This is a genomic window from Musicola keenii (genome assembly GCF_014855505.1).
Lineage (GTDB): Bacteria > Pseudomonadota > Gammaproteobacteria > Enterobacterales > Enterobacteriaceae > Musicola > Musicola paradisiaca.
Map to the genome: position 1 here is coordinate 75,986 of NZ_JAAWVW010000007.1, position 20,379 is coordinate 96,364.

The window sequence follows — 20,379 nt, forward strand, 5'->3', positions numbered from 1 at the left end:
TTCTGGCATCCGTTTCCCCGGTGTATTCCTTTTGGTTCTTATTTTGTTTATCCTAGCTGAAGCGTTTCAGTCATCGTTCTGACGGCATTTTTCGGGGCTGCAGATCGGGGGGACTGGCATATAACAAGCGGTTTATTCCTGACGACGTACTGATTATCCTATTACGCGCACGCTTTTATCATTACACAGGGATTTTCATGGCAATCCGTATTGCGATAAACGGTTTTGGCCGCATTGGCCGCAGCGTACTGCGGGCATTGTACGAGTCCGGTCGGCGGGCCGAAATGGTGGTGGTGGCGATCAATGAGCTGGCCAGCGCCGAAGGTATTGCCCATCTGCTTAAATATGACAGTAGCCACGGTCGTTTCTCATGGGATGTACGTCAGGAGTGTGATCGGTTGTCGGTCGGCGACGATACTATCCGTTTGTTACATCAGGCGGATATTCATGCGTTGCCCTGGAAAGAGCTGGGTGTCGATGTGGTGCTGGATTGCAGTGGTGTATACGGCAGTCGGGCGGATGGCGAGGCCCATTTGGCCGCCGGTGCTAAAAAGGTGCTGTTTTCACATCCCGGAGCGCCGGATTTGGATGCCACCGTCGTATACGGCGTTAACCATGCCGATTTGCTATCGACGCATCGTCTGGTGTCCAACGCTTCCTGTACCACCAATTGCATCATACCGATCATCAAGCTGTTGGATGACTCGTTTGATATAGAAAGCGGTACTGTTACGACGATTCATGCCTCTATGAACGATCAACCGGTCATTGATGCCTATCATCATGATTTGCGCCGCACCCGGGCGGCAAGCCAGTCTATCATTCCGGTGGATACCAAACTGGCGGTGGGGATTACGCGATTTTTTCCGAAGTTCGCTGACCGTTTTGAGGCAATTTCCGTGCGGGTGCCGACCATTAACGTGACGGCCATCGACTTGAGCGTTAGCGTGAAAAAAGCGGTAAATGTGAATGAAATCAATACACTTTTCCGTCAGTCAGCGCAGGATGCATTTCGTGGTATAGTTGACTATACCGAATTACCGCTGGTTTCCGCGGATTTTAACCACGATCCCCATAGTGCGATTGTGGATGGCACGCAAACCCGGGTCAGCGGCCAGCATCTGGTTAAAACGCTGGTCTGGTGTGATAACGAATGGGGCTTTGCCAACCGGATGTTGGACACAACACAGGCAATGGCGGCCTGCGGTTTCTGATAGTCGGTACCGGTGCGCCGGTATCTCGTTCAAGCAACTTTGAAGAGAATCAACAAGAGGATTCACCATGGCTGTAATTAAGATGACCGATCTGGATCTGGCTGGTAAACGTGTGTTGATCCGTGCGGATCTAAACGTGCCGGTTAAAGATGGCAAAGTGACGTCTGACGCACGTATCCGTGCATCATTGCCGACCATTGAAATTGCCCTGAAACAGGGAGCTCGCGTGATGGTGACGTCTCATCTGGGGCGCCCGACCGAAGGCGAATACAACGAAGAGTTCTCCCTGCTGCCGGTGGTGAATTACCTGAAAGATCACCTGTCTTCTCCGGTGCGTCTGGCCAAAGATTACCTGGACGGCGTTGATGTCGCCGAAGGCGAACTGGTCGTACTGGAAAACGTTCGTTTCAACAAAGGCGAGAAGAAAGACGACGAAGCACTGTCCAAAAAATATGCCGCATTGTGCGATGTATTCGTGATGGATGCGTTCGGTACGGCTCACCGTGCCCAGGCGTCCACGCACGGCGTGGGCAAATTTGCGCCGATCGCCTGTGCCGGCCCGCTGCTGTCCGATGAACTGGAAGCGCTGGGCAAAGCGCTGGGTAATCCGGCTCGTCCGATGGTTGCCATCGTCGGCGGTTCCAAAGTCTCTACCAAACTGACCGTTCTGGACTCGCTGTCCAAGATCGCTGATCAGCTGATTGTCGGCGGCGGCATTGCCAATACTTTCGTTGCTGCCCAGGGGCACAACGTGGGTAAATCCCTGTACGAAGCGGAACTGATTCCTGAAGCGAAAAAACTGCTGGAAACCTGTGATATTCCGGTTCCGAGCGACGTGCGTGTTGCGACCGAGTTTTCCGAAACTGCAACGGCGACGCTGAAATCCGTGACTGCAATTAAAGATGACGAGCAGATTCTGGATCTGGGCGATGTGTCCGCCGAGCGTCTGGCCGATATCCTGAAAAATGCCAAAACCATTCTGTGGAACGGCCCGGTCGGCGTATTTGAATTCCCGAACTTCCGTAAAGGAACGGAAATCATCGCCCAGGCTATCGCCAACAGTGATGCTTTCTCCATCGCCGGCGGCGGCGACACACTGGCGGCGATTGATCTGTTCGGTATTGCCGACAAGATTTCCTACATCTCCACGGGCGGCGGCGCCTTCCTGGAGTTTGTCGAAGGCAAGAAACTGCCTGCGGTCGTCATGCTGGAAGAGCGTGCACGGCAGTAATCGATATCGGGACGGGAGTGTGCTTTCGTCCCTTGCGGCCTGACTGGAGTATCGGGCCGCCGTTAAAGTAACCATTGAGTCTCTAACCCTCCACGGCCAACGAAACAGGACACGTAACATGTCTAAAATCTTTGATTTCGTAAAACCTGGCGTCATCACCGGTGATGACGTGCAGAAAGTTTTCGCAATTGCCAAAGAAAACAAGTTTGCACTGCCGGCAGTTAACTGCGTCGGTACTGATTCCATCAATGCAGTACTGGAAGCCGCAGCCAAAGTACGTGCGCCGGTCATCGTTCAGTTCTCCAACGGCGGCGCTGCGTTTACCGCGGGCAAAGGTCTGAAAGCCGAAGGCCAGCAGGCGGCTATTTTGGGTGCGATTTCTGGCGCTCACCATGTTCATCAGATGGCTGAACACTATGGTATTCCGGTGATTCTGCATACTGACCATTGCGCGAAAAAACTGCTGCCGTGGCTCGACGGCCTGCTGGATGCGGGCGAGAAGCACTACGCAGCTACCGGCAAACCGCTGTTCTCTTCCCATATGATCGACCTGTCTGAAGAGTCTCTGGAAGAAAACATCGAAATCTGCAGCAAATATCTGGCTCGCATGGCGAAGCTGGACATGACGCTGGAAATTGAACTGGGTTGCACTGGCGGGGAAGAGGATGGCGTGGATAACAGCCATCTGGATAACTCTGCGCTGTATACCCAGCCGGAAGACGTGGCTTATGCGTATGAAAAACTGAACGCCATTAGCCCTCGTTTCACCATCGCGGCTTCCTTCGGCAACGTGCATGGCGTGTACAAGCCGGGCAACGTGCAGTTGACGCCGAAAATCCTGCGTAACTCCCAGGAGTTCGTCTCCAAGAAGTTCAACCTGCCGCACAATAGCCTAGACTTCGTTTTCCACGGTGGTTCTGGTTCTACGGCGGAAGAGATTGCTGAAGCAGTCAGCTACGGCGTGGTGAAGATGAACATTGATACCGATACTCAGTGGGCAACCTGGGAAGGTATTCTGAACTACTACAAGAAAAACGAAGGCTATCTGCAGGGCCAGTTGGGCAACCCGGAAGGGGAAGACAAGCCGAACAAGAAATACTATGATCCGCGCGTATGGTTGCGTGCTGGTCAGGCCAGCATGGTAGCCCGTCTGGAAAAAGCGTTTAAAGAGCTGAACGCTGTCGACGTTCTGTAATAACACGCCAGAATATACATTCAGGGCTCCCCCACGGGAGCCTTATTTTTATCCGCCGCATATCGGTCGGGATGATGGGTTCGTCTATACACAGCCTGAGTTTTTTCAAAGACAGGAGAATAATATGGAAGACCTGAACGTAACTGAAAGTGTCAATCGCCTGCAGCACTGGCTGGTTGATAACCAGAACCTTTTACTACAGTACGCTGTGAATATCGTCGCGGCTTTTATCATTCTTATTGTTGGGTTAATCGTCGCGCGTATTGTCGCCAATACGCTTAATCGATTGATGACGGCGCGGCATATCGACGCTACGGTGGCTGATTTCCTTTCCGCGTTGGTGCGATACGGTATTATCGCGTTCACCCTGATTGCCGCGTTAAGTCGCATTGGCGTACAAACCACCTCGGTCATTGCTGTCTTAGGTGCTGCCGGTTTGGCAGTCGGCTTGGCATTGCAGGGGTCGTTGTCAAATTTTGCGGCTGGGGTGTTGCTGGTTATCTTCAGGCCTTTTCGTAGCGGTGAGGCCGTCGATCTGGGGGGCATTGCCGGTACCGTGATTCAAGTCCAGATCTTCTCGACAACCTTGCGTACCGCCGACGGCAAAATCATCGTGGTGCCGAATGGCAAAGTGATCGCGGGCAATATCATCAACAGTTCCCGTGAGCCGGATCGTCGGACGGAAATCATCGTCGGCGTGGCCTATGACGCGGATATCGATGTGGTGAAAACAGTGCTTGGTGATATCGTCGCCGCCGACAAGCGTATCCAGCATGAAAAGGAGGTCATTATTCGTCTGAACGAGATGGCGCCGTCATCACTTAATTTTGTGGTGCGAGTCTGGACCACCAATGGAGATGCCATGCCGGTATACTGGGACTTACTGGAGAATTTCAAACGGGCGTTGGATCAACATAAAATCGGTATCCCATACCCCCAGTTGGATGTGCACCTGCACCAGAATACCGCAGTGCCGCAGGCATCGCGGGATATTCCAACGCTGTAACTGCTGCTGCCGCGGATGCTATGAATTCGGTTTCGGCCCGACGATCGTCGGGCCGTTTTGTTATTAATCATGCTAATGACAGATTAATATTTCCCATTTCCGTTAATGATATACACCTCATACACTGCCGACATGATTGAACTGGTTGGGGATATGTAGGAAATGACGATGATTTATTGGCAAGGTTTCTTTCTGGGGGCTGCGATGATTTTGCCGCTAGGGCCGCAAAATATGTTTGTGATGAACCAGGGAATCCGTCGCCATTACCATCTGACCATTGCGTTGATATGTTCATTAAGCGATATGGCGTTGATTTGTGCTGGCGTGTTCGGCGGTAGCGCGTTGCTGACGCAGTCGGTGTTGTTGATGATGCTGGTCACTTGGGGAGGCGTAGCATTTCTGCTGTGGTATGGCTGGGGTGCCATACGGATTGCATGCCAGCGTGATATCCAACTGAATGATGCGAAAATCAGCCGTGAAAGCCGTTGGCGCATTATGCTGACGCTGCTTGCTGTCACCTGGCTTAACCCGCATGTGTATCTGGATACTTTCGTTGTGTTGGGCAGTCTGGGCGGCAGGTTGGAAACCGGCGAGCGAAGCTGGTTTGCGTTGGGCTCGATAACGGCGTCGTTTGTGTGGTTCTTCGGGTTGGCGGTTTTGGCTTCGTGGTTTGCGCCTTGGCTGCGTTCCGTCCGTTGTCAGCGGGTTATCAATCTTTTCGTCGGTGCAGTTATGTGGAGTATGGCGTTGCAGCTGGCGCACGATGGTTGGCAACATCTGTGAGATCGTTGATTGGCCCGGTCAGATTCGGAACTTCTCCTATATTGAGAAAGGGCAGCCTTTCGTTAAGGTGTCCGGTACTGTTTCATCGCCGTATCCATCTGATGGCGATGATGGCGCAGAGATAGAGGGTATCGCGTGAAACTGAAAAATCTGACCATGGCTACCTTGCTGGGGAGTTGTGTTTTTGCCACCTCGGCGCTGGCCAACAATGAATTGCCGAATGGCCCTCATGTCGTCACCTCCGGGACGGCAAGCGTAGAGGCCTTTCCGGATCTCGCCCGTCTGGTCATTGAAGTGAGTGTCTCGTCAAAAGAAGCGGTCGATGCCAAGAAGCAGGTTGATAACCGAGTGGCGCAGTATGTTGATTTTCTGGTTCGGAATGGCGTTGATAAGCCGGATATCAATGCCGCCAACCTGAATACCCGACCAGAGTACGATTATCAGAAAAACGGCGGTTCGGTATTGAAGGGATATCGTGCGGTTCGGCAAGTGGAAGTGACATTACGCCAGTTAGACAAATTGGACGCATTGTTGGATGGCGCGCTGAAGGCTGGTTTGAATGAAATCCGCATGGTGGATTTTGGGGTATCCAATCCGGATACTTATCGTGAGCAAGCGCGCAAAAAAGCGATAGAACAGGCGACTCATCAGGCTCAGTCACTGGCGGCTGGCTTTAATACAACGCTGGGGCCGATTTATAGCATTCGCTACCATGTTTCAAATTATCAGCCGATGCCGGTCGCGCGTATGCTGAAAGCCACCGAGGCGTTGGCACCGAACGATGTCGCGCAAACCTATCAGCAGCAGGCGATACATTTCGACGATCAGGTCGATGTGGTATTTGAATTACAACGGAACCGTTGATTCAACGCGCGGTAACAGATGAGCAGCGCTATCGCTATGGGGGTGGAGCCGGTCTGCTAAGACTGGCGAAGCACCTGATGCCCGTGGGTCAACAAGGCATCCGTCACTTTCCTCATCATCCGGCTTTCCGGCGCGAAGCGATGCCAGTACAGCATTCGGCGCTGGAACAGACCGGGCGTCAAATCGATCAGGTCGCTGCTTGCCAGCTCTTTTTCTATCTGCAGATGCGGGATCATACAGCAGGTCGTACCTTGCCGAGCCAGTTGTACAAACGCTTCGGATGAGTTAACGATGTGGCAAGGAACGCTGCCGGGCGGTAGTTCGAAGTTTTGTTGCAAAAATGCCTGATGCATGTCGTCGAGATGGTCGAAAGCAACAGCGGGAGCTCGCAGCAGCGCGGAGCGGGTTACACCGTTGGGGAAATAGCGGTTCGCGAACTCCGGAGACGCTACAAATAAATAGTCCAACGCCCCCAGTTTATCGACCAGACAACTGGGCAGCGGCTGCGATTGAATACTGACGGCGCCAACTACCTCTCCGCGGCGCAGGCGCTCCTGGGTTCGGGTTTCGTCTTCCACCTGCAGATTAAGGCGTATTGGTGAATCCACCAGCACCGGTTGCAATGCTGGCAGCAGCCAGGTTGCCAGACTGTCGGCGTTCACCGCCAAAGAGAGTAATAATGGTGTTTCGTTACCGTTTTCATTACCCAGCCACTCTTCTTCCAGTAGTTCGACCTGATGCAGCAGAGCCAGTAGTTTTTGCCCTTGCTCCGTGGGGCGAGGAGGAATCGTTCTAACGAGCAGGGGTTGACCGAAAAGGTTCTCCAACTGTTTGATGCGCTGTGAAACCGCGGATTGGGTAATGCAGAGTTTTTGAGCAGCGCGTTCAAAACCACGCTCACGGATTACGGCGTCCAGCGCCTGAAGGGTGCGATAGTCCGGGCGTTTCATGAAGTTGAAGAATCCTCTGAAAAAAAACTGTTCTGGCACTATGCCACATTTCTCAGGGCAATCGCCGAAAAAAATCATGTCGAAGCCCGAGTACGGTGGAGCTTTGTATGCCGAATGCCGGACAAATTCCTCCTTTTGCCCCTGTCATGCCTTATAATACGCACACGTTTTCGTCGTAATAACAGGCATACACCATGACGCAGGATGAACTGAAAAAGGCCGTTGGTTGGGCCGCACTGGATTATGTCCGGCCCGGGACGATTGTTGGCGTAGGTACGGGGTCTACCGCCGCACACTTTATTGACGCATTGGGTACGATCAAGGATCAGATTAAAGGCGCTGTATCCAGCTCTGATGCGTCGACTGCCAAACTGAAAAGCCTGGGTATCCCGGTCTTTGATTGTAATGATGTCGATGCGCTGGATGTTTACGTCGATGGCGCTGATGAAATTAATCCCCACATGCAGATGATCAAAGGCGGCGGCGCGGCGTTGACGCGCGAGAAAATTGTTGCAGCCATTTCCCGCCAATTTGTGTGCATAGTGGATGCCTCAAAGCAGGTTGAGGTGCTGGGTAAGTTCCCGTTGCCGGTGGAAGTCATTCCAATGGCTCGCACTTATGTCACCCGCGAGCTGACTAAACTGGGCGGTCGCCCGCTGTATCGTGACGGCGTATTGACGGATAACGGCAACATTATCCTGGACGTACATGACTTTGATTTATCTGATGCGGTGGCTATGGAGAATCGCATCAACGGTATTGCTGGCGTGGTGACTGTCGGGCTGTTTGCCAACCGAGGTGCTGATGTGGCGCTGGTCGGAATGGCCGATGGCGTCAAAACCGTTCGATTGAAGTAATCTTACGCGCCTCACGTCATCATCCGGCTACGGTGTAAACCTGGCCGGATTTTTTTATCTCAAAAAACCACTCTTGTTAACGGCTCATTTTTGGTACTTAATATCAGTTTCTCTTATTTGGTATCATCGCTGTCTGGCTCAAGTGACGGTTGGTAGCATTTATCGCCGTATAAGCCGGGTGGCTGAGCAGCAGGGTAACTGGTGTAGGCAATCGTTTGTATTGCCGCCTGCGTAATTTTTGTTATGTTTGCTGAGGTCGGTTTGTAGACCGTCGCATCTGAAGTCTGAAAATAAGGTCGGGAAATGGCAAAGGTATCACTGGAAAAAGACAAGATTAAGTTTCTGTTGTTGGAAGGCGTACATCAGAGTGCGGTTGAGAATCTTCGCGCTGCGGGGTACACCAACATTGAATACCATAAAGGCGCACTGGATCCTGAGTCATTAAAAGCCTCAATCCGCGATGCGCATTTTGTAGGCATTCGCTCACGTACTCATCTGACGGAAGAGATTTTTGCCGCTGCGGAAAAGCTGGTGGCCGTCGGGTGTTTCTGCATCGGTACTAATCAAGTGGAACTGCCTGCTGCAACCAAACGCGGTATTCCAGTGTTCAACGCGCCTTTTTCCAACACTCGTTCTGTCGCTGAAATGGTGATCGGCGAATTGTTGCTGATGTTGCGCGGCATTCCTTCCGCTAATGCTAATGCGCATCGCGGTATCTGGCACAAGCAGGCGGTCGGCTGTTATGAGGCTCGCGGCAAGAAGCTGGGCATCATCGGTTATGGTCACATCGGCACTCAGCTTGGTATTTTGGCCGAAGGGCTGGGGATGCATGTTTACTTCTATGATATTGAAAGCAAGCTACCGTTGGGTAATGCTCAACAGGTGCGCCATCTGTCTGATCTGCTGAACATGAGCGATGTGGTCAGTCTGCATGTACCGGAGACGGACAGTACCCAAAATATGATCAATGCGGATGCGTTAGCGCTGATGAAGCCCGGTTCGATTCTGATCAATGCGTCGCGCGGTACTGTGGTAGATATTCCCGCCCTGTGTGAGGCGCTGCGCAGTAAGCATCTTTCTGGCGCAGCCATTGATGTATTCCCGACAGAGCCTGCTACCAACAGCGATCCTTTTGTTTCCCCGCTGAGCGAATTCGATAATGTCTTACTGACTCCGCATATTGGCGGTTCAACACAGGAAGCGCAGGAAAATATTGGGGATGAAGTCGCTGGCAAACTGGCGAAATATTCCGATAACGGTTCTACGCTCTCAGCGGTCAATTTCCCTGAAGTTTCTTTGCCGGCCCACGGTGAACGCGCCAGCCGTCTGTTGCACATCCATGAAAACCGTCCAGGCGTCATGACGCAAATTAACAATATCTTTGCTGCTCAGGGCATCAATATTGCCGCACAGTATCTGCAGACCAGCGCTGAAATCGGTTATGTGGTGATCGACGTGGAAACTGACGGTGCGGATACAGCATTGCAGCTAATGAAGGCTATTCCAGGCACGATCCGTGCTCGCCTGCTTTATTGATCCACCCCACTTTGCCATTTTGAAAAAATCCAGTCGCCGCTAGCGGGGCTGGATTTTTTAATTATCCTTACCAACTTGTCATCGGAAATGAAGCGCTGTTTGCAAGCGAGACGTTATACCGTCTGGTGTTTTTATCTCTCCACGTGTTATTCGCACTACCCGGTGAAAATACCAATTTGATCTACTTCACAGATATAAGACCTTTTAAATGCGTTAAAGACGAACTTTACGGTGGCGTATTATCGATTATCTGGACAGTAAGTGAATTGTTATATGTTCTCGGTATTTACCGTACATCTTTGGGATCTTGAGTAATACCTTTTCTTATCTGAATAGAATTTTGTTATATTAAAAAAGAAACATCGTTTCATTTTAATGATGTCTAGCCCCCGTATCCGACGCATGTGATTTTTTCATTTATTAGCATGGATTCTAGCCAGGCAATCTGACTAGGTATAATGCTGTAAGTCTTTGTATTTTATTATGGCGTAGGATACGAATAGTATCTTTAGCGTTAAAGCGAGAAATCGGAATGGCAGAACAAAAAAGAAAAATTTCTTCGGTAAACAATGTTCGTCTGGTGACGTTTTTCATTACGTTGTTGACGATCATTCTGTTGTTGTTTGCACTTTCTATCGGCACCGCGAGCTACTTTTTGAAACAGAGTAACGATGCGTTAGATATGGCTAATCAGGCATCGGATACGCGCTCGGGAATTAGCAGCAGTATGGATCAACTGCGTGTCGCTCGTCAGTTGCTGGTTCAGGCGGTGGCAGCGTCGAGAATTGGTGATAAAGATTCATATAATCAGTCATTTAAAGAAGCTAACGATCGAATTAATAGTTCCAAAAAACGATTCGACGAATACATGGCCCGTGTCGATCAGTCTTCGGAAGAAAAGGCGCTAGATAGCGAATTGACGGCCAGTTACAACGCTTACCGTAATAACGTACTGTTGCCTATGGTGGAGATGGTGCGTGGTGGTGAGTTCGAGAGCGTTATTGAGCTAGAGACAACATTAGCGCGACAGCTGGACAATAACTATGCACTTCCTGTTCGTAAGGAGGTGAAGTATCTGAGTGAGTATGCGAGCCGGATCAATACCGAGGCGGAAAGAAAGTCCAATTTGGGATACACCCTGATGGGAACGGCATTTGTGTTGTCGATTGTGTTAGCTGTGCTCAGCTATTTTATCATTCGCAGAGCAGTCCTGATGCCGGTGGATATTCTGATTGCTCGCATTCAGAACATTGCCAGGGGGGATTTGACGCAGCCGCCTGTCGATTTGGGACGTAATGAAATAGGTATTCTTGGTAAGAATCTTCAACAGATGCAGGATTCGCTGACGAATACCGTTTCAATCGTGCGTGATGGTGCTGATTCTATTTATCAGGGCGCGTCCGAGATTAGCGTGGGTAACGTCGATCTGTCTTCTCGTACTGAACAGCAAGCAGCGGCTCTTGAGCAGACGGCTGCCAGCATGGAAGAGTTGACTTCTACAGTGAAGCAGAACTCCGACAACGCCAGTCACGCCAGTCAACTGGCCCGTAATGCTTCTACCAAAGCAGAGCAGGGCGGCGATATTGTGAAGGAAGTAGTTACTACGATGAGCAATATTTCTGCCAGCTCCAGAAAAATTTCAGAAATTACCAGTGTTATCAATAGCATTGCATTCCAAACCAATATTCTGGCGTTGAATGCAGCTGTTGAGGCGGCGCGGGCAGGCGAACAAGGGCGGGGTTTTGCCGTCGTGGCCGGTGAGGTACGAAATCTGGCTCAGCGAAGCGCTCAGGCAGCGAAAGAAATAGAATCCCTTATTGGTGAGTCGGGACGTTTGGTTGATTCCGGCTCGGAGCTGGTAAGTCGGGCGGGCGCAACGATGGATGAAATCGTGAATGCTGTCGTCAGTGTGACGGATATTATGGGGGAAATCGCATCCGCCTCCGATGAGCAACGCCGCGGCATTGAGCAGGTCAATCAGGCGGTTGTCGAAATGGAGGGATCAACCCAGCAAAATGCTGCCTTGGTTCAAGAGGCCTCTTCTGCTGCTGCATCTTTGGAGTCTCAGGCAGAGCGGCTGACTCAGGCTGTCTCTGTATTCAAATTGCGTTCTTATACTGAAAAAGCCCCCCTCACTGTCGTGGCACCACGTCAAAATCAGCCGCTGGTGCCTGTAACGGCGACCGCAGCGATAGGCCATGGGAAGAAAAAGCCTGGCGACGATCAGAACTGGACGGTTTTTTAACGTTGATGCGAAAGGCTATCTGTCAGAGATCTCTCGATTATTTAGCTTGAAGAATCAATGCAATAAAGAAACGGCTTCCCGTTTGGGAAGCCGTTATACGCTGAACAGAGTGGACGCCGCTCTTCTAGCTAGATAATGCAATGCGGCTTTAAACGTGGGCAATCAGACGACTCAGGCCATCCTCTTGTATTTGATACGGTGAGGTTCCAAGGCCTCTGCACCCAAAGTACGTTTTTTATATTCTTCATATTCTGTGAAGTTGCCTTCAAAGAACTCCACTCTGCCTTCATCCTGATAATCGATGATGTGTGTGGCGATGCGATCCAAGAACCAGCGGTCATGGGAGATGACCATCGCACAGCCAGGAAATTCCAGCAGGGCGTTTTCCAGTGCTCGTAATGTTTCGATATCCAGGTCGTTAGTCGGTTCGTCGAGCAGCAACATGTTGCCGCCAACCTGCAGCAGTTTCGCCAGATGTACGCGACCGCGTTCACCGCCTGAAAGCTCGCCGATACGCTTACCCTGATCTACACCTTTAAAGTTGAACCGACCGACATAAGCCCGGCTCGGGATTTCAAAGTTGCCGATCCGCATGATGTCCTGCCCGCCTGACACCTCTTCCCACACGGTTTTGTTGTTGTCCATACTGTCGCGGAATTGATCAACAGAAGCCAACTGGACGGTGTCGCCGAGTGTAATCGTGCCGGCGTCCGGTTGTTCCTGACTGGACAACAGACGGAACAGGGTGGATTTACCCGCACCGTTAGGGCCGATGATACCGACGATGGCGCCTTTCGGGATGTTGAACGACAAGTTATCGATCAGCACCCGGTCGCCATAGGATTTAGTCAATGCCGCCACTTCCAGCACCTTATCGCCCAAGCGGGGGCCGGGTGGAATGAACAATTCACTGGTTTCATTGCGTTTTTGATATTCGACGCTGTTGAGTTCATCAAAGCGTGCCAGACGGGCCTTGCCTTTGGCCTGACGTCCTTTCGGATTCTGGCGAACCCACTCCAGTTCTTTTTCGATGGACTTGCGGCGAGCTGCCTCAGATGCAGCCTCCTGCGCCAGACGCTGATCCTTCTGCTCCAGCCAGGATGAATAGTTGCCTTCCCAAGGGATGCCTTCGCCACGATCCAGCTCAAGAATCCAACCAGCGACGTTGTCGAGGAAATAGCGATCATGGGTAATGGCCACGACGGTTCCTTCATAATCGTGCAGGAAGCGCTCCAGCCAGGCGACGGATTCGGCATCCAGATGGTTGGTCGGTTCGTCTAGCAGTAGCATGTCCGGTTTTTCCAGCAGCAGACGGCAGATAGCAACACGACGGCGTTCACCACCAGACAGGTGGGCGATTTTTGCATCCCATGGTGGCAAACGCAGTGCATCCGCTGCACGCTCAAGTTGGTTATCCAGATTATGCCCATCATGAGCCTGGATGATGGCTTCTAATTCACCCTGTTCTTTAGCCAGTTTGTCAAAATCTGCTTCCGGATCCGCATAGGCAGCATAGACTTCATCCAAACGAGTCAGCGCATTTTTTACTTCTGAAACCGCTTCTTCTATGGTTTCCCGAACCGTCTGTTCTAGGTTCAGTTGCGGTTCCTGGGGCAGGTAGCCGATTTTGATGCCCGGCTGCGGGCGGGCCTCGCCTTCGATGTCTTTATCGATGCCGGCCATAATGCGCAGCAAAGTGGATTTACCTGCGCCATTAAGCCCCAAAACGCCGATTTTGGCGCCTGGAAAGAAACTAAGGGAGATATTTTTCAGAATATGACGCTTCGGTGGTACGACTTTACCGACGCGATGCATAGTATAAACGTATTGAGCCACGTTGCTCTGAGCCTCTTTCTGTCTGTCCGGTTTAGCGTTATGCCATAAAAGCATGGCGCATGTGGGGGCATGAACCTTGGGAGTTGGACTCCTGCGGTCAAAAGTATTTTCTGTTGACGGAGTTTAGCTGTTTTCAACGTTCAATCCCAGCCGTACTGCGGTAGTGATGCCTGCTTTGCGGGGGAGGTTCCTTCAGGCTGCAAGATGTGGCCGGGATGTTGAGCAACATTGCGAGCGAGTTCCGGAATCGCACCTAAAAGACATCTTTTTTCTCCGCATCGACAGAGGTTCAGCGTATCGTTGCCAACCAGTCTGTGACACACTTGCTCGGTATGAAAACGCTTGCCATGGTTACAAGAGCGCTTGTTGTGAGTGTGGGTGCTTACGTTCAGCGGTGGTATTCAGAAGCGGTAACGAATTGAGGTTGGGGCTGTCATGTTCAAAGTAGGATATTGGCGTTATATCGTTGCAGGGGTGTGTCTGGTCGGCGCGTCATGTCAGGTTTTTGCTGATTCTTTGGATGAGCAGCGTCAGCGCTATCAACAGATCAAACTTGCGTGGGATAGTAATCAACTGGATGTGGTGTCTCAACTGATGCCAACGCTGCGAGATTATCCGCTTTATCCTTATCTTGAGTATCGGGCTTTGACTCAGGATGTTTCCCTTCTCAGCATTGTGCAGGTTAAACAGTTTATTGCTACGCATCCGACCCTGCCTGCCGTTCGAACACTGAATAACAATTTTATCAATGAGCTGGCGCGGCGTCAGGATTGGAGCGGGTTGTTGTCGTTCAGCCCCGAGCAACCTAAACCCGTTGCTGCGCGCTGTAATTATTTGTATGCGCGTCTGATGGTGAACCAGCCCCAGGGTATTTGGGATCAAACCCGAGATATCTGGTTAACCGGTCGTTCCTTACCTCCTTCCTGCGACAAGTTGTTTACTGCCTGGCAGCAGAATGGCGGAATGACATCGATGATGGTTCTTGAGCGTATGCGTTTGGCCATGGGGGAAGGCAATAGCGGTTTAGTGAGCCATCTGGCGAGACAGCTTCCCCCTGATTATAAAACGATTACCGATGCTCTATTGAGACTGCAAAATACGTCGACCAAGACGGTGGAACGTTTTGCCCGCACTGTTGGCCCGACAGATTTCACCCGTAAAGCCTTATTGGCCGCATTTAGCCGTATCGCCAGACAAGATCCGGATAGCGCCCGTTCGTTGTTGCCTCAGCTGGTGAGATTGCAGCGGTTCGGAAGCCAGGATCGACAGACAATGGATGAGGATGTGGCATGGCGTTTTATGGGGACTGACGTTTCGGATGAGCAGGCTCGGTGGCGTGATGCCGTTATCGCAAAGAGCAAGTCAGCGCCATTAATCGAACGGCGGGTGCGTCTTGCATTGGGGCAAGACGATCATCAGGGATTGTCGCAATGGTTGACCCGCCTGCCTGCAGAGGTATTACAGAAAGACGAGTGGCGCTACTGGCGAGCGGTGTTGCTTATTGAACAGGGACAGCGTGAGGATGGTGAAAATCAACTGCGGGATTTGATGAAGCAGCGTGGTTTTTATCCGATGGTGGCCGCACAGCGGCTGAATGTGAACTATCCGCTGACAACGGTTATTTCGGCCAGACCCGATCGCTCAATTGGGCAATTGCCGGAGATTGCCCGAATACGCGAATTGATGTACTGGCGGCTGGAAAGTCTGGCTCGTTCTGAATGGGCGGGATTAGTCGCCAGCCGTGATCGTCCACAACAGGAAGCGTTGGCCAGATTTGCGTTTGAACAACGTTGGTATGATTTAAGCGTGCAGGCGACGATAGTGGCTAAGCTCTGGGATAACCTTGAGGAGCGTTTTCCTTTAGCGTGGAATGACGAGTTTCGCCAGGCGACGCAAGGTAAGGGGATCAGTCAAAGTTATGCCATGGCCATCGCCCGGCAGGAAAGTGCCTGGAATCCGCAGGCTCGCTCTAGTGTGGGGGCTGCTGGTTTAATGCAACTGATGCCGGCTACAGCACAACATACGGCGCAAATGTTTAATGTCACTAGTTACAGCGACAGTAGTCAATTACTCGACCCTCAAATGAACATCCAGTTGGGCTCCAGCTATCTTGAATATGTTTATCAGTCGTTCGGGCAAAACCGTATTCTGGCTTCCGCTGCCTATAATGCCGGGCCTTCGCGGGTAAGTACCTGGTTGAAGAATAGTGAAGGCCGCATAGACGCGGTGGCGTTTGTTGAAAGTATTCCGTTTTCGGAAACGCGCGGGTATGTCAAGAATGTGCTGGCCTATGACGTTTTTTACCGCAATCTGTTGAGCCGGCCCACCCAATTAATGACAGACAGTGAGTGGCGTCGACGCTATTAAACCGATCTTGTTCCTCAAGCTCCACCTGAAGAATGGCGGTTATGGTCAGTGATGTCATGTGTGCGCGGTAACGCCGGGAAGAAACCCGGCGTACTTCTTTTTGTAGTAGAGCTTATGCTATTCTTTTGTACTAGTTAATTAGTATGGCGCGTGGTTATGACACCCTATTTCTTCAATGACGCTGCACCAACCGAACAGGATGATGAGTATTGGCGTCAGTTTGTATGGTTGTTGCGGCAGGCCGTCATCCAGGACATGGATGAACCTTTGCTTCAGCTACTGCTGACGCCGGATGAAAAGACGGCGTTGGGTACGCGGGTTCGCATTGTTCAGGAATTGATGAGAGGAACGTTGAGTCAGCGGGAGCTCAAGAATGAACTGGGAACCGGTATTGCAACCATTACCCGAGGTTCCAACAGTTTGAAAACTGCGCCTGTTGCATTGAAGTCATGGTTGGAGGCGCAGCTTCTGCCGAAAAATGACGCATAAGAGTATGAACACTTATGCCTGAGATGTGCCGGCAGGACGTTGATAAAGCGGATTGTGAAACGGAACCAGCGCAAGAAGTAATGCCTGATAGTAGACGCTGGTTCTGGTGAGTTTACCGTCAGTGAATACGCCAATCGCCCCACCTTGATGCTTTATATCCTGAATGCCAGTCAGGCGCGCCATTTCATCTCCCAGTTCGCGGCCTTCGCGTATGCCCTGCAGAATGCTTTCCGGCAGCACCAGACTAGCTGAGCGAGATTCTCCCCGGATGGTCGCATTTTCGATAACCATCCAGGCGAAGGTCATCCCTTCTTCAATACCGGCTTCCACGCCAACCCAAAAATCAGCTTCGGGCCTTACCTGACGTGCTCTCATCACGCGATTGCGGGCCCCGGTTCGTGTTTCAATAGAGCCTTGTGGCTGACTGGATACGCCACTATCGACATTGACTCCCTCAATACGGCAATTATCTGCACCAAAAACATCGGCAAATGCTAAAGTGATGGCGTTAATTTTTGCCGGGTTAGTGGTAGCAGCTACAACGTAAAACATAGAGTTTCCTTACTTTGTAGTTAATTTGATGCAGTATAACGGAAAACGATCATGTTACAGGTATATCTTGTTCGTCATGGCGAGACTGAGTGGAATGTCGCCAGACGTATCCAGGGGCAATCAGACAGCATGTTGACGCAGGCTGGCGAACATCAGGCGTATCGGGTTGCTGCGCGTGTCCGACAGCTGGGAATTACCCACATTTTTACCAGTGACCTGGGGCGAACCCGTCAAACTGCAGATATTATCGCTGCCGCCTGTGCCGAGTGCCCCGTCATCCTTGAACCCGACCTCAGAGAGCTGAATATGGGCGTGCTTGAGGAGCGAATGATCGATTCCCTTAGCTTGGAAGAGGAAGGATGGCGCAAACAGCTGATTGACGGTACGGAAGGCGGAAGGATTCCTAACGGTGAGTCTATGTCTGAGCTGGCGGTACGCATGAATCGAGTATTGGATAGATGTCTCGATTTGCCTCAGGGAAGCCGCCCTTTGTTGGTTAGTCACGGTATTGCTCTGGGATGTCTGATCAGTACATTGCTGGGATTACCCGCGTGGGCTGAACGTCGTTTGCGGCTGCGCAATTGTTCATTGTCCCGTATCGATTACCAGCAGAGCCCTTGGCTGGCTCCCGGATGGGTAGTGGAAACAGCCGGAGATGTTTCTCATCTTGATGCTCCGGCCTTGGATGAACTTCAGCGTTAACGGCGGATTGGAATCAGGCATTCGCAACGAATAAGTTTAGGTGGGTCGCGAAGCGTGTCTGGAGTGATTTTTCGTTCTTCGGGATAGTAGCGTTCGATGCTGAATCCTTTACGACAGATCAGTTTGTAAGTCGGCAGGCAGGTATCGAACAGACTGATGATGAACTCCTGTAAATTGTCCTTCGGACCTTCGTACACAAACATGGCGTATTCGCTTGCGGGCAGTGTAATTGACTTACCGGGATGTATACCCTCTGGCACGTGATGAGGCTCCAGTGCCGTAGTGTAAAGAACTTCCTGCTCGTCGTCTTTGTCCCGGCTGGGAAGAACATTGTGTAATCCATACAACACCGGCGGTACTGTTTTAGCGTCCCCCAGATATTGGCGCCAGAAATGGATGCGCATTTCGCTACAGAAAGAAGAAATTTGTTCCAGATTGCAAATATAGCTTTGAGTGACACCGACCAGATGCATTTCAGGCTGAATGATGAACTGGGGTTGTGGTAAGTCGAACGCCCCTAGCCGGATCGGTGGGTGGATGCCGATGGTATTCCAGTCTTCAGAACGGCGATAAGAGGCCGGTGTTTGAGAAAACTGTTTTTTGAATGCGCGGGTAAAGGTCTGTTGCGAATCGAATCGGTATTGCAGTGCGATATCGAGAATAGGGCGGCTGGTCAGACACAAAGCGACCGCCGCTTTGGTTAGACGACGTGCACGGATATATGAGCCGATAGCATGACCCGTTACGTCCTTGAACATCCGCTGCAAATGCCATTTCGAGTAGCCAGCTTTGGCCGCTACATTATCCAGCGATAAAGGCTGGTCCAAATGACCCTCCAGCCAGTTAAGCAGGTCTCGTATAATACTGGCTTGATCCATAGAACGTCCTCATAGAACACACTGGGCGTGAAGCGTATAAGACTCGGCATAATAGCAATTTTTTTATCCTGGCTCTTCCCAAGATTTTTGTGCTTTATGAACAAAGAATCTGATTAACATACGTTGTTACAGAAATCCATCTGACAATGCTGCCTAAGCTAGTGAGAGTAAACAACCATTGATGGTACGTGAAGGAAAATTAATGATGCAAAAAAGAATTCTGCTTCTTTCCGTGGGGATGCTTATGGGAGTGTCATCTACCTGGGCAGAAGAGATTGGCTCCGTTGATACCGCCTTCAAGCTGTTGGGGCCGGATCATAAAATTGTGGTGGAAGCGTTTGACGATCCAGATGTGTCCAATGTCACCTGTTATTTGAGCAGGGCCAAGACCGGTGGGATTAAAGGGGGGCTTGGGTTGGCTGAAGATACCTCTGACGCGGCTATTTCTTGTAATCAGGTCGGTCCCATTACTCTGACGGAAAAAGTGGCGAATGCGAGTAAAGGCAAAGGCAGCGTCGTTTTTCAGCAACGGACTTCATTGATATTTAAGAAACTACAGGTTGTCCGTTTTTATGATCAGAAACGTAATACGCTCATTTATCTAACCTACTCTGATCGTTTGGTTGATGGTTCTCCGAAGAATGCATTGAGCACGGTGCCTATTCTGCCGTGGGGCAAGTCGCAGTAACGCCATAAAAAACCGGAGCTCAAGGCTCCGGTTTTTTTAATCTGTTTCATTTTCTGGCGATTAATCTTCCAGCTCACCGCAGAAACGATAGCCTTCGCCATGAATGGTCGCGATGATTTCCGGTGTATCGGCGGTTGATTCAAAGTGCTTGCGAATACGGCGGATAGTGACATCGACAGTACGATCGTGAGGCTTTAACTCGCGGCCGGTCATTTTCTTCAATAGCTCCGCGCGAGACTGAATTTTCCCAGGATTCTCGCAAAAATGCAGCATGGCACGGAATTCGCTGCGCGGCAGCTTATACTGTTCGCCGTTTGGGCTGATGAGAGAACGGCTGTTGATGTCCAATTCCCAGCCGTTAAAGCGATAGCTTTCGACCAGACGACGCTCTTCAGGTGCGCTGCCCAAATTCATGGTACGAGACAGCAGGTTGCGGGCGCGGATAGTCAATTCGCGCGGATTGAACGGTTTGGTGATGTAATCATCCGCCCCGATTTCCAAGCCCAGAATTTTATCGACTTCGTTGTCACGGCCGGTCAGGAACATTAACGCCACGCTTGCTTGTTCCCGCAGTTCGCGGGCCAGCAGCAGGCCATTCTTTCCTGGCAGATTGATATCCATAATGACCAGATTGATGTCATGCTCGGACAGAATATGGTGCATTTCAGCACCGTCAGTGGCTTCGTGAACAACATATCCCTCAGCCTCAAAAATACTTTTGAGGGTGTTACGAGTTACCAACTCGTCTTCAACAATGAGAATGTGCGGGGTCTGCATGTTTGCTACCTAAAATTGCCAACTTAAAATAGAGATTCGAAAGTACAGAAGTCCTGGTTCTCGCGGGCGCCCCGGAGATGCATGTTCACCGTTCTTTTCACCAACTGACTAAAGTACGTAAATACGGCTGATACACTGGCTGGTGCCTGAAAAATTATCTGATAACAGACACTGGGCGGGTTTTTCAAATGAACCCATTGTGCCGGACA

General features: G+C 51.0%; 18 protein-coding genes. 13 read left to right on the forward strand and 5 right to left on the reverse strand.

The features are described 5' to 3' along the window. Positions 1-197 precede the first annotated feature (197 nt). From epd to HEP82_RS09535, 6 genes are all read left to right on the forward strand, one after another. Positions 198-1,214, forward strand: coding sequence for an erythrose-4-phosphate dehydrogenase (gene epd / locus HEP82_RS09510; protein ID WP_192457854.1), 1,017 nt, complete (start codon positions 198-200; stop codon positions 1,212-1,214). 67 nt (positions 1,215-1,281) lie between these two features. Next, positions 1,282-2,445: a phosphoglycerate kinase gene (pgk, locus tag HEP82_RS09515; RefSeq protein WP_192457855.1), complete on the forward strand. Its 1,164-nt coding sequence runs from the start codon at positions 1,282-1,284 to the stop codon at positions 2,443-2,445. A 118-nt stretch (positions 2,446-2,563) separates the two neighbouring features. Beyond that, positions 2,564-3,640, forward strand: a complete 1,077-nt coding sequence (fbaA, locus tag HEP82_RS09520; protein WP_192457856.1) for a class II fructose-bisphosphate aldolase — start codon at positions 2,564-2,566, stop codon at positions 3,638-3,640. A gap of 124 nt (positions 3,641-3,764) precedes the next feature. Further along, entirely contained in the window at positions 3,765-4,646 is an 882-nt protein-coding gene (gene mscS, locus HEP82_RS09525; RefSeq protein WP_192457857.1) for a small-conductance mechanosensitive channel MscS, read from the forward strand. A gap of 162 nt (positions 4,647-4,808) precedes the next feature. After that, positions 4,809-5,429 carry an arginine exporter ArgO gene (gene argO, locus HEP82_RS09530; protein ID WP_192457858.1) on the forward strand — a complete coding sequence of 207 codons (621 nt, stop codon included), beginning with the start codon at positions 4,809-4,811 and terminating at the stop codon, positions 5,427-5,429. Positions 5,430-5,564: 135 nt separating this feature from the next. Further along, positions 5,565-6,293: an oxidative stress defense protein gene (locus tag HEP82_RS09535; RefSeq protein WP_192457859.1), complete on the forward strand. Its 729-nt coding sequence runs from the start codon at positions 5,565-5,567 to the stop codon at positions 6,291-6,293. 56 nt (positions 6,294-6,349) lie between these two features. Here the strand turns inward: HEP82_RS09535 and HEP82_RS09540 are convergent, their stop codons facing one another. After that, positions 6,350-7,243 (reverse strand): LysR family transcriptional regulator ArgP, encoded by an 894-nt coding sequence (locus HEP82_RS09540; RefSeq protein WP_192457860.1) that lies wholly within the window; start codon positions 7,241-7,243, stop codon positions 6,350-6,352. A 194-nt stretch (positions 7,244-7,437) separates the two neighbouring features. Between HEP82_RS09540 and rpiA the strand changes: the two genes are divergently transcribed. The 3 genes from rpiA to HEP82_RS09555 all read left to right on the forward strand — a co-directional run bounded on the left by rpiA (position 7,438) and on the right by HEP82_RS09555 (position 11,881). After that, positions 7,438-8,100 carry a ribose-5-phosphate isomerase RpiA gene (gene rpiA, locus HEP82_RS09545; protein ID WP_192457861.1) on the forward strand — a complete coding sequence of 221 codons (663 nt, stop codon included), beginning with the start codon at positions 7,438-7,440 and terminating at the stop codon, positions 8,098-8,100. 303 nt (positions 8,101-8,403) lie between these two features. After that, positions 8,404-9,636 (forward strand): phosphoglycerate dehydrogenase, encoded by a 1,233-nt coding sequence (gene serA, locus HEP82_RS09550; protein ID WP_192457862.1) that lies wholly within the window; start codon positions 8,404-8,406, stop codon positions 9,634-9,636. Positions 9,637-10,168: 532 nt separating this feature from the next. Then, positions 10,169-11,881, forward strand: a complete 1,713-nt coding sequence (locus tag HEP82_RS09555; protein WP_192457863.1) for a methyl-accepting chemotaxis protein — start codon at positions 10,169-10,171, stop codon at positions 11,879-11,881. A gap of 171 nt (positions 11,882-12,052) precedes the next feature. On the opposite strand, the gene ettA is transcribed toward HEP82_RS09555, so the two are convergent. After that, entirely contained in the window at positions 12,053-13,717 is a 1,665-nt protein-coding gene (gene ettA, locus HEP82_RS09560; RefSeq protein ID WP_192457864.1) for an energy-dependent translational throttle protein EttA, read from the reverse strand. A 435-nt stretch (positions 13,718-14,152) separates the two neighbouring features. On the opposite strand from ettA, the gene sltY reads away from it, so the two are divergent. Both sltY and trpR read left to right on the forward strand, forming a co-directional pair. After that, positions 14,153-16,084 carry a murein transglycosylase gene (sltY, locus tag HEP82_RS09565; protein ID WP_192457865.1) on the forward strand — a complete coding sequence of 644 codons (1,932 nt, stop codon included), beginning with the start codon at positions 14,153-14,155 and terminating at the stop codon, positions 16,082-16,084. 156 nt (positions 16,085-16,240) lie between these two features. Further along, the gene (trpR, locus tag HEP82_RS09570) at positions 16,241-16,573 is read left to right on the forward strand and encodes a trp operon repressor (protein WP_192457866.1); all 333 of its coding nucleotides are present in this window, start codon (positions 16,241-16,243) and stop codon (positions 16,571-16,573) included. A gap of 12 nt (positions 16,574-16,585) precedes the next feature. On the opposite strand, the gene yjjX is transcribed toward trpR, so the two are convergent. Further along, on the reverse strand, positions 16,586-17,125 hold the full coding sequence (gene yjjX, locus HEP82_RS09575) for an inosine/xanthosine triphosphatase (protein ID WP_012764196.1): 540 nt from the start codon (positions 17,123-17,125) through the stop codon (positions 16,586-16,588). Between the two features lie 51 nt (positions 17,126-17,176). Here yjjX and gpmB point away from each other — a divergent pair, with 51 nt between their 5' ends. Continuing rightward, the gene (gene gpmB, locus HEP82_RS09580) at positions 17,177-17,827 is read left to right on the forward strand and encodes a 2,3-diphosphoglycerate-dependent phosphoglycerate mutase GpmB (RefSeq protein ID WP_192457867.1); all 651 of its coding nucleotides are present in this window, start codon (positions 17,177-17,179) and stop codon (positions 17,825-17,827) included. Here the strand turns inward: gpmB and robA are convergent. Then, positions 17,824-18,705: an MDR efflux pump AcrAB transcriptional activator RobA gene (gene robA, locus HEP82_RS09585; RefSeq protein WP_192457868.1), complete on the reverse strand. Its 882-nt coding sequence runs from the start codon at positions 18,703-18,705 to the stop codon at positions 17,824-17,826. The genes gpmB and robA overlap by 4 nt on opposite strands. A gap of 202 nt (positions 18,706-18,907) precedes the next feature. Between robA and creA the strand changes: the two genes are divergently transcribed. Beyond that, positions 18,908-19,393: a protein CreA gene (creA, locus tag HEP82_RS09590; RefSeq protein ID WP_192457869.1), complete on the forward strand. Its 486-nt coding sequence runs from the start codon at positions 18,908-18,910 to the stop codon at positions 19,391-19,393. 60 nt (positions 19,394-19,453) lie between these two features. On the opposite strand, the gene arcA is transcribed toward creA, so the two are convergent. Further along, positions 19,454-20,170 carry a two-component system response regulator ArcA gene (gene arcA, locus HEP82_RS09595; protein ID WP_192457870.1) on the reverse strand — a complete coding sequence of 239 codons (717 nt, stop codon included), beginning with the start codon at positions 20,168-20,170 and terminating at the stop codon, positions 19,454-19,456. Positions 20,171-20,379 lie beyond the last annotated feature (209 nt).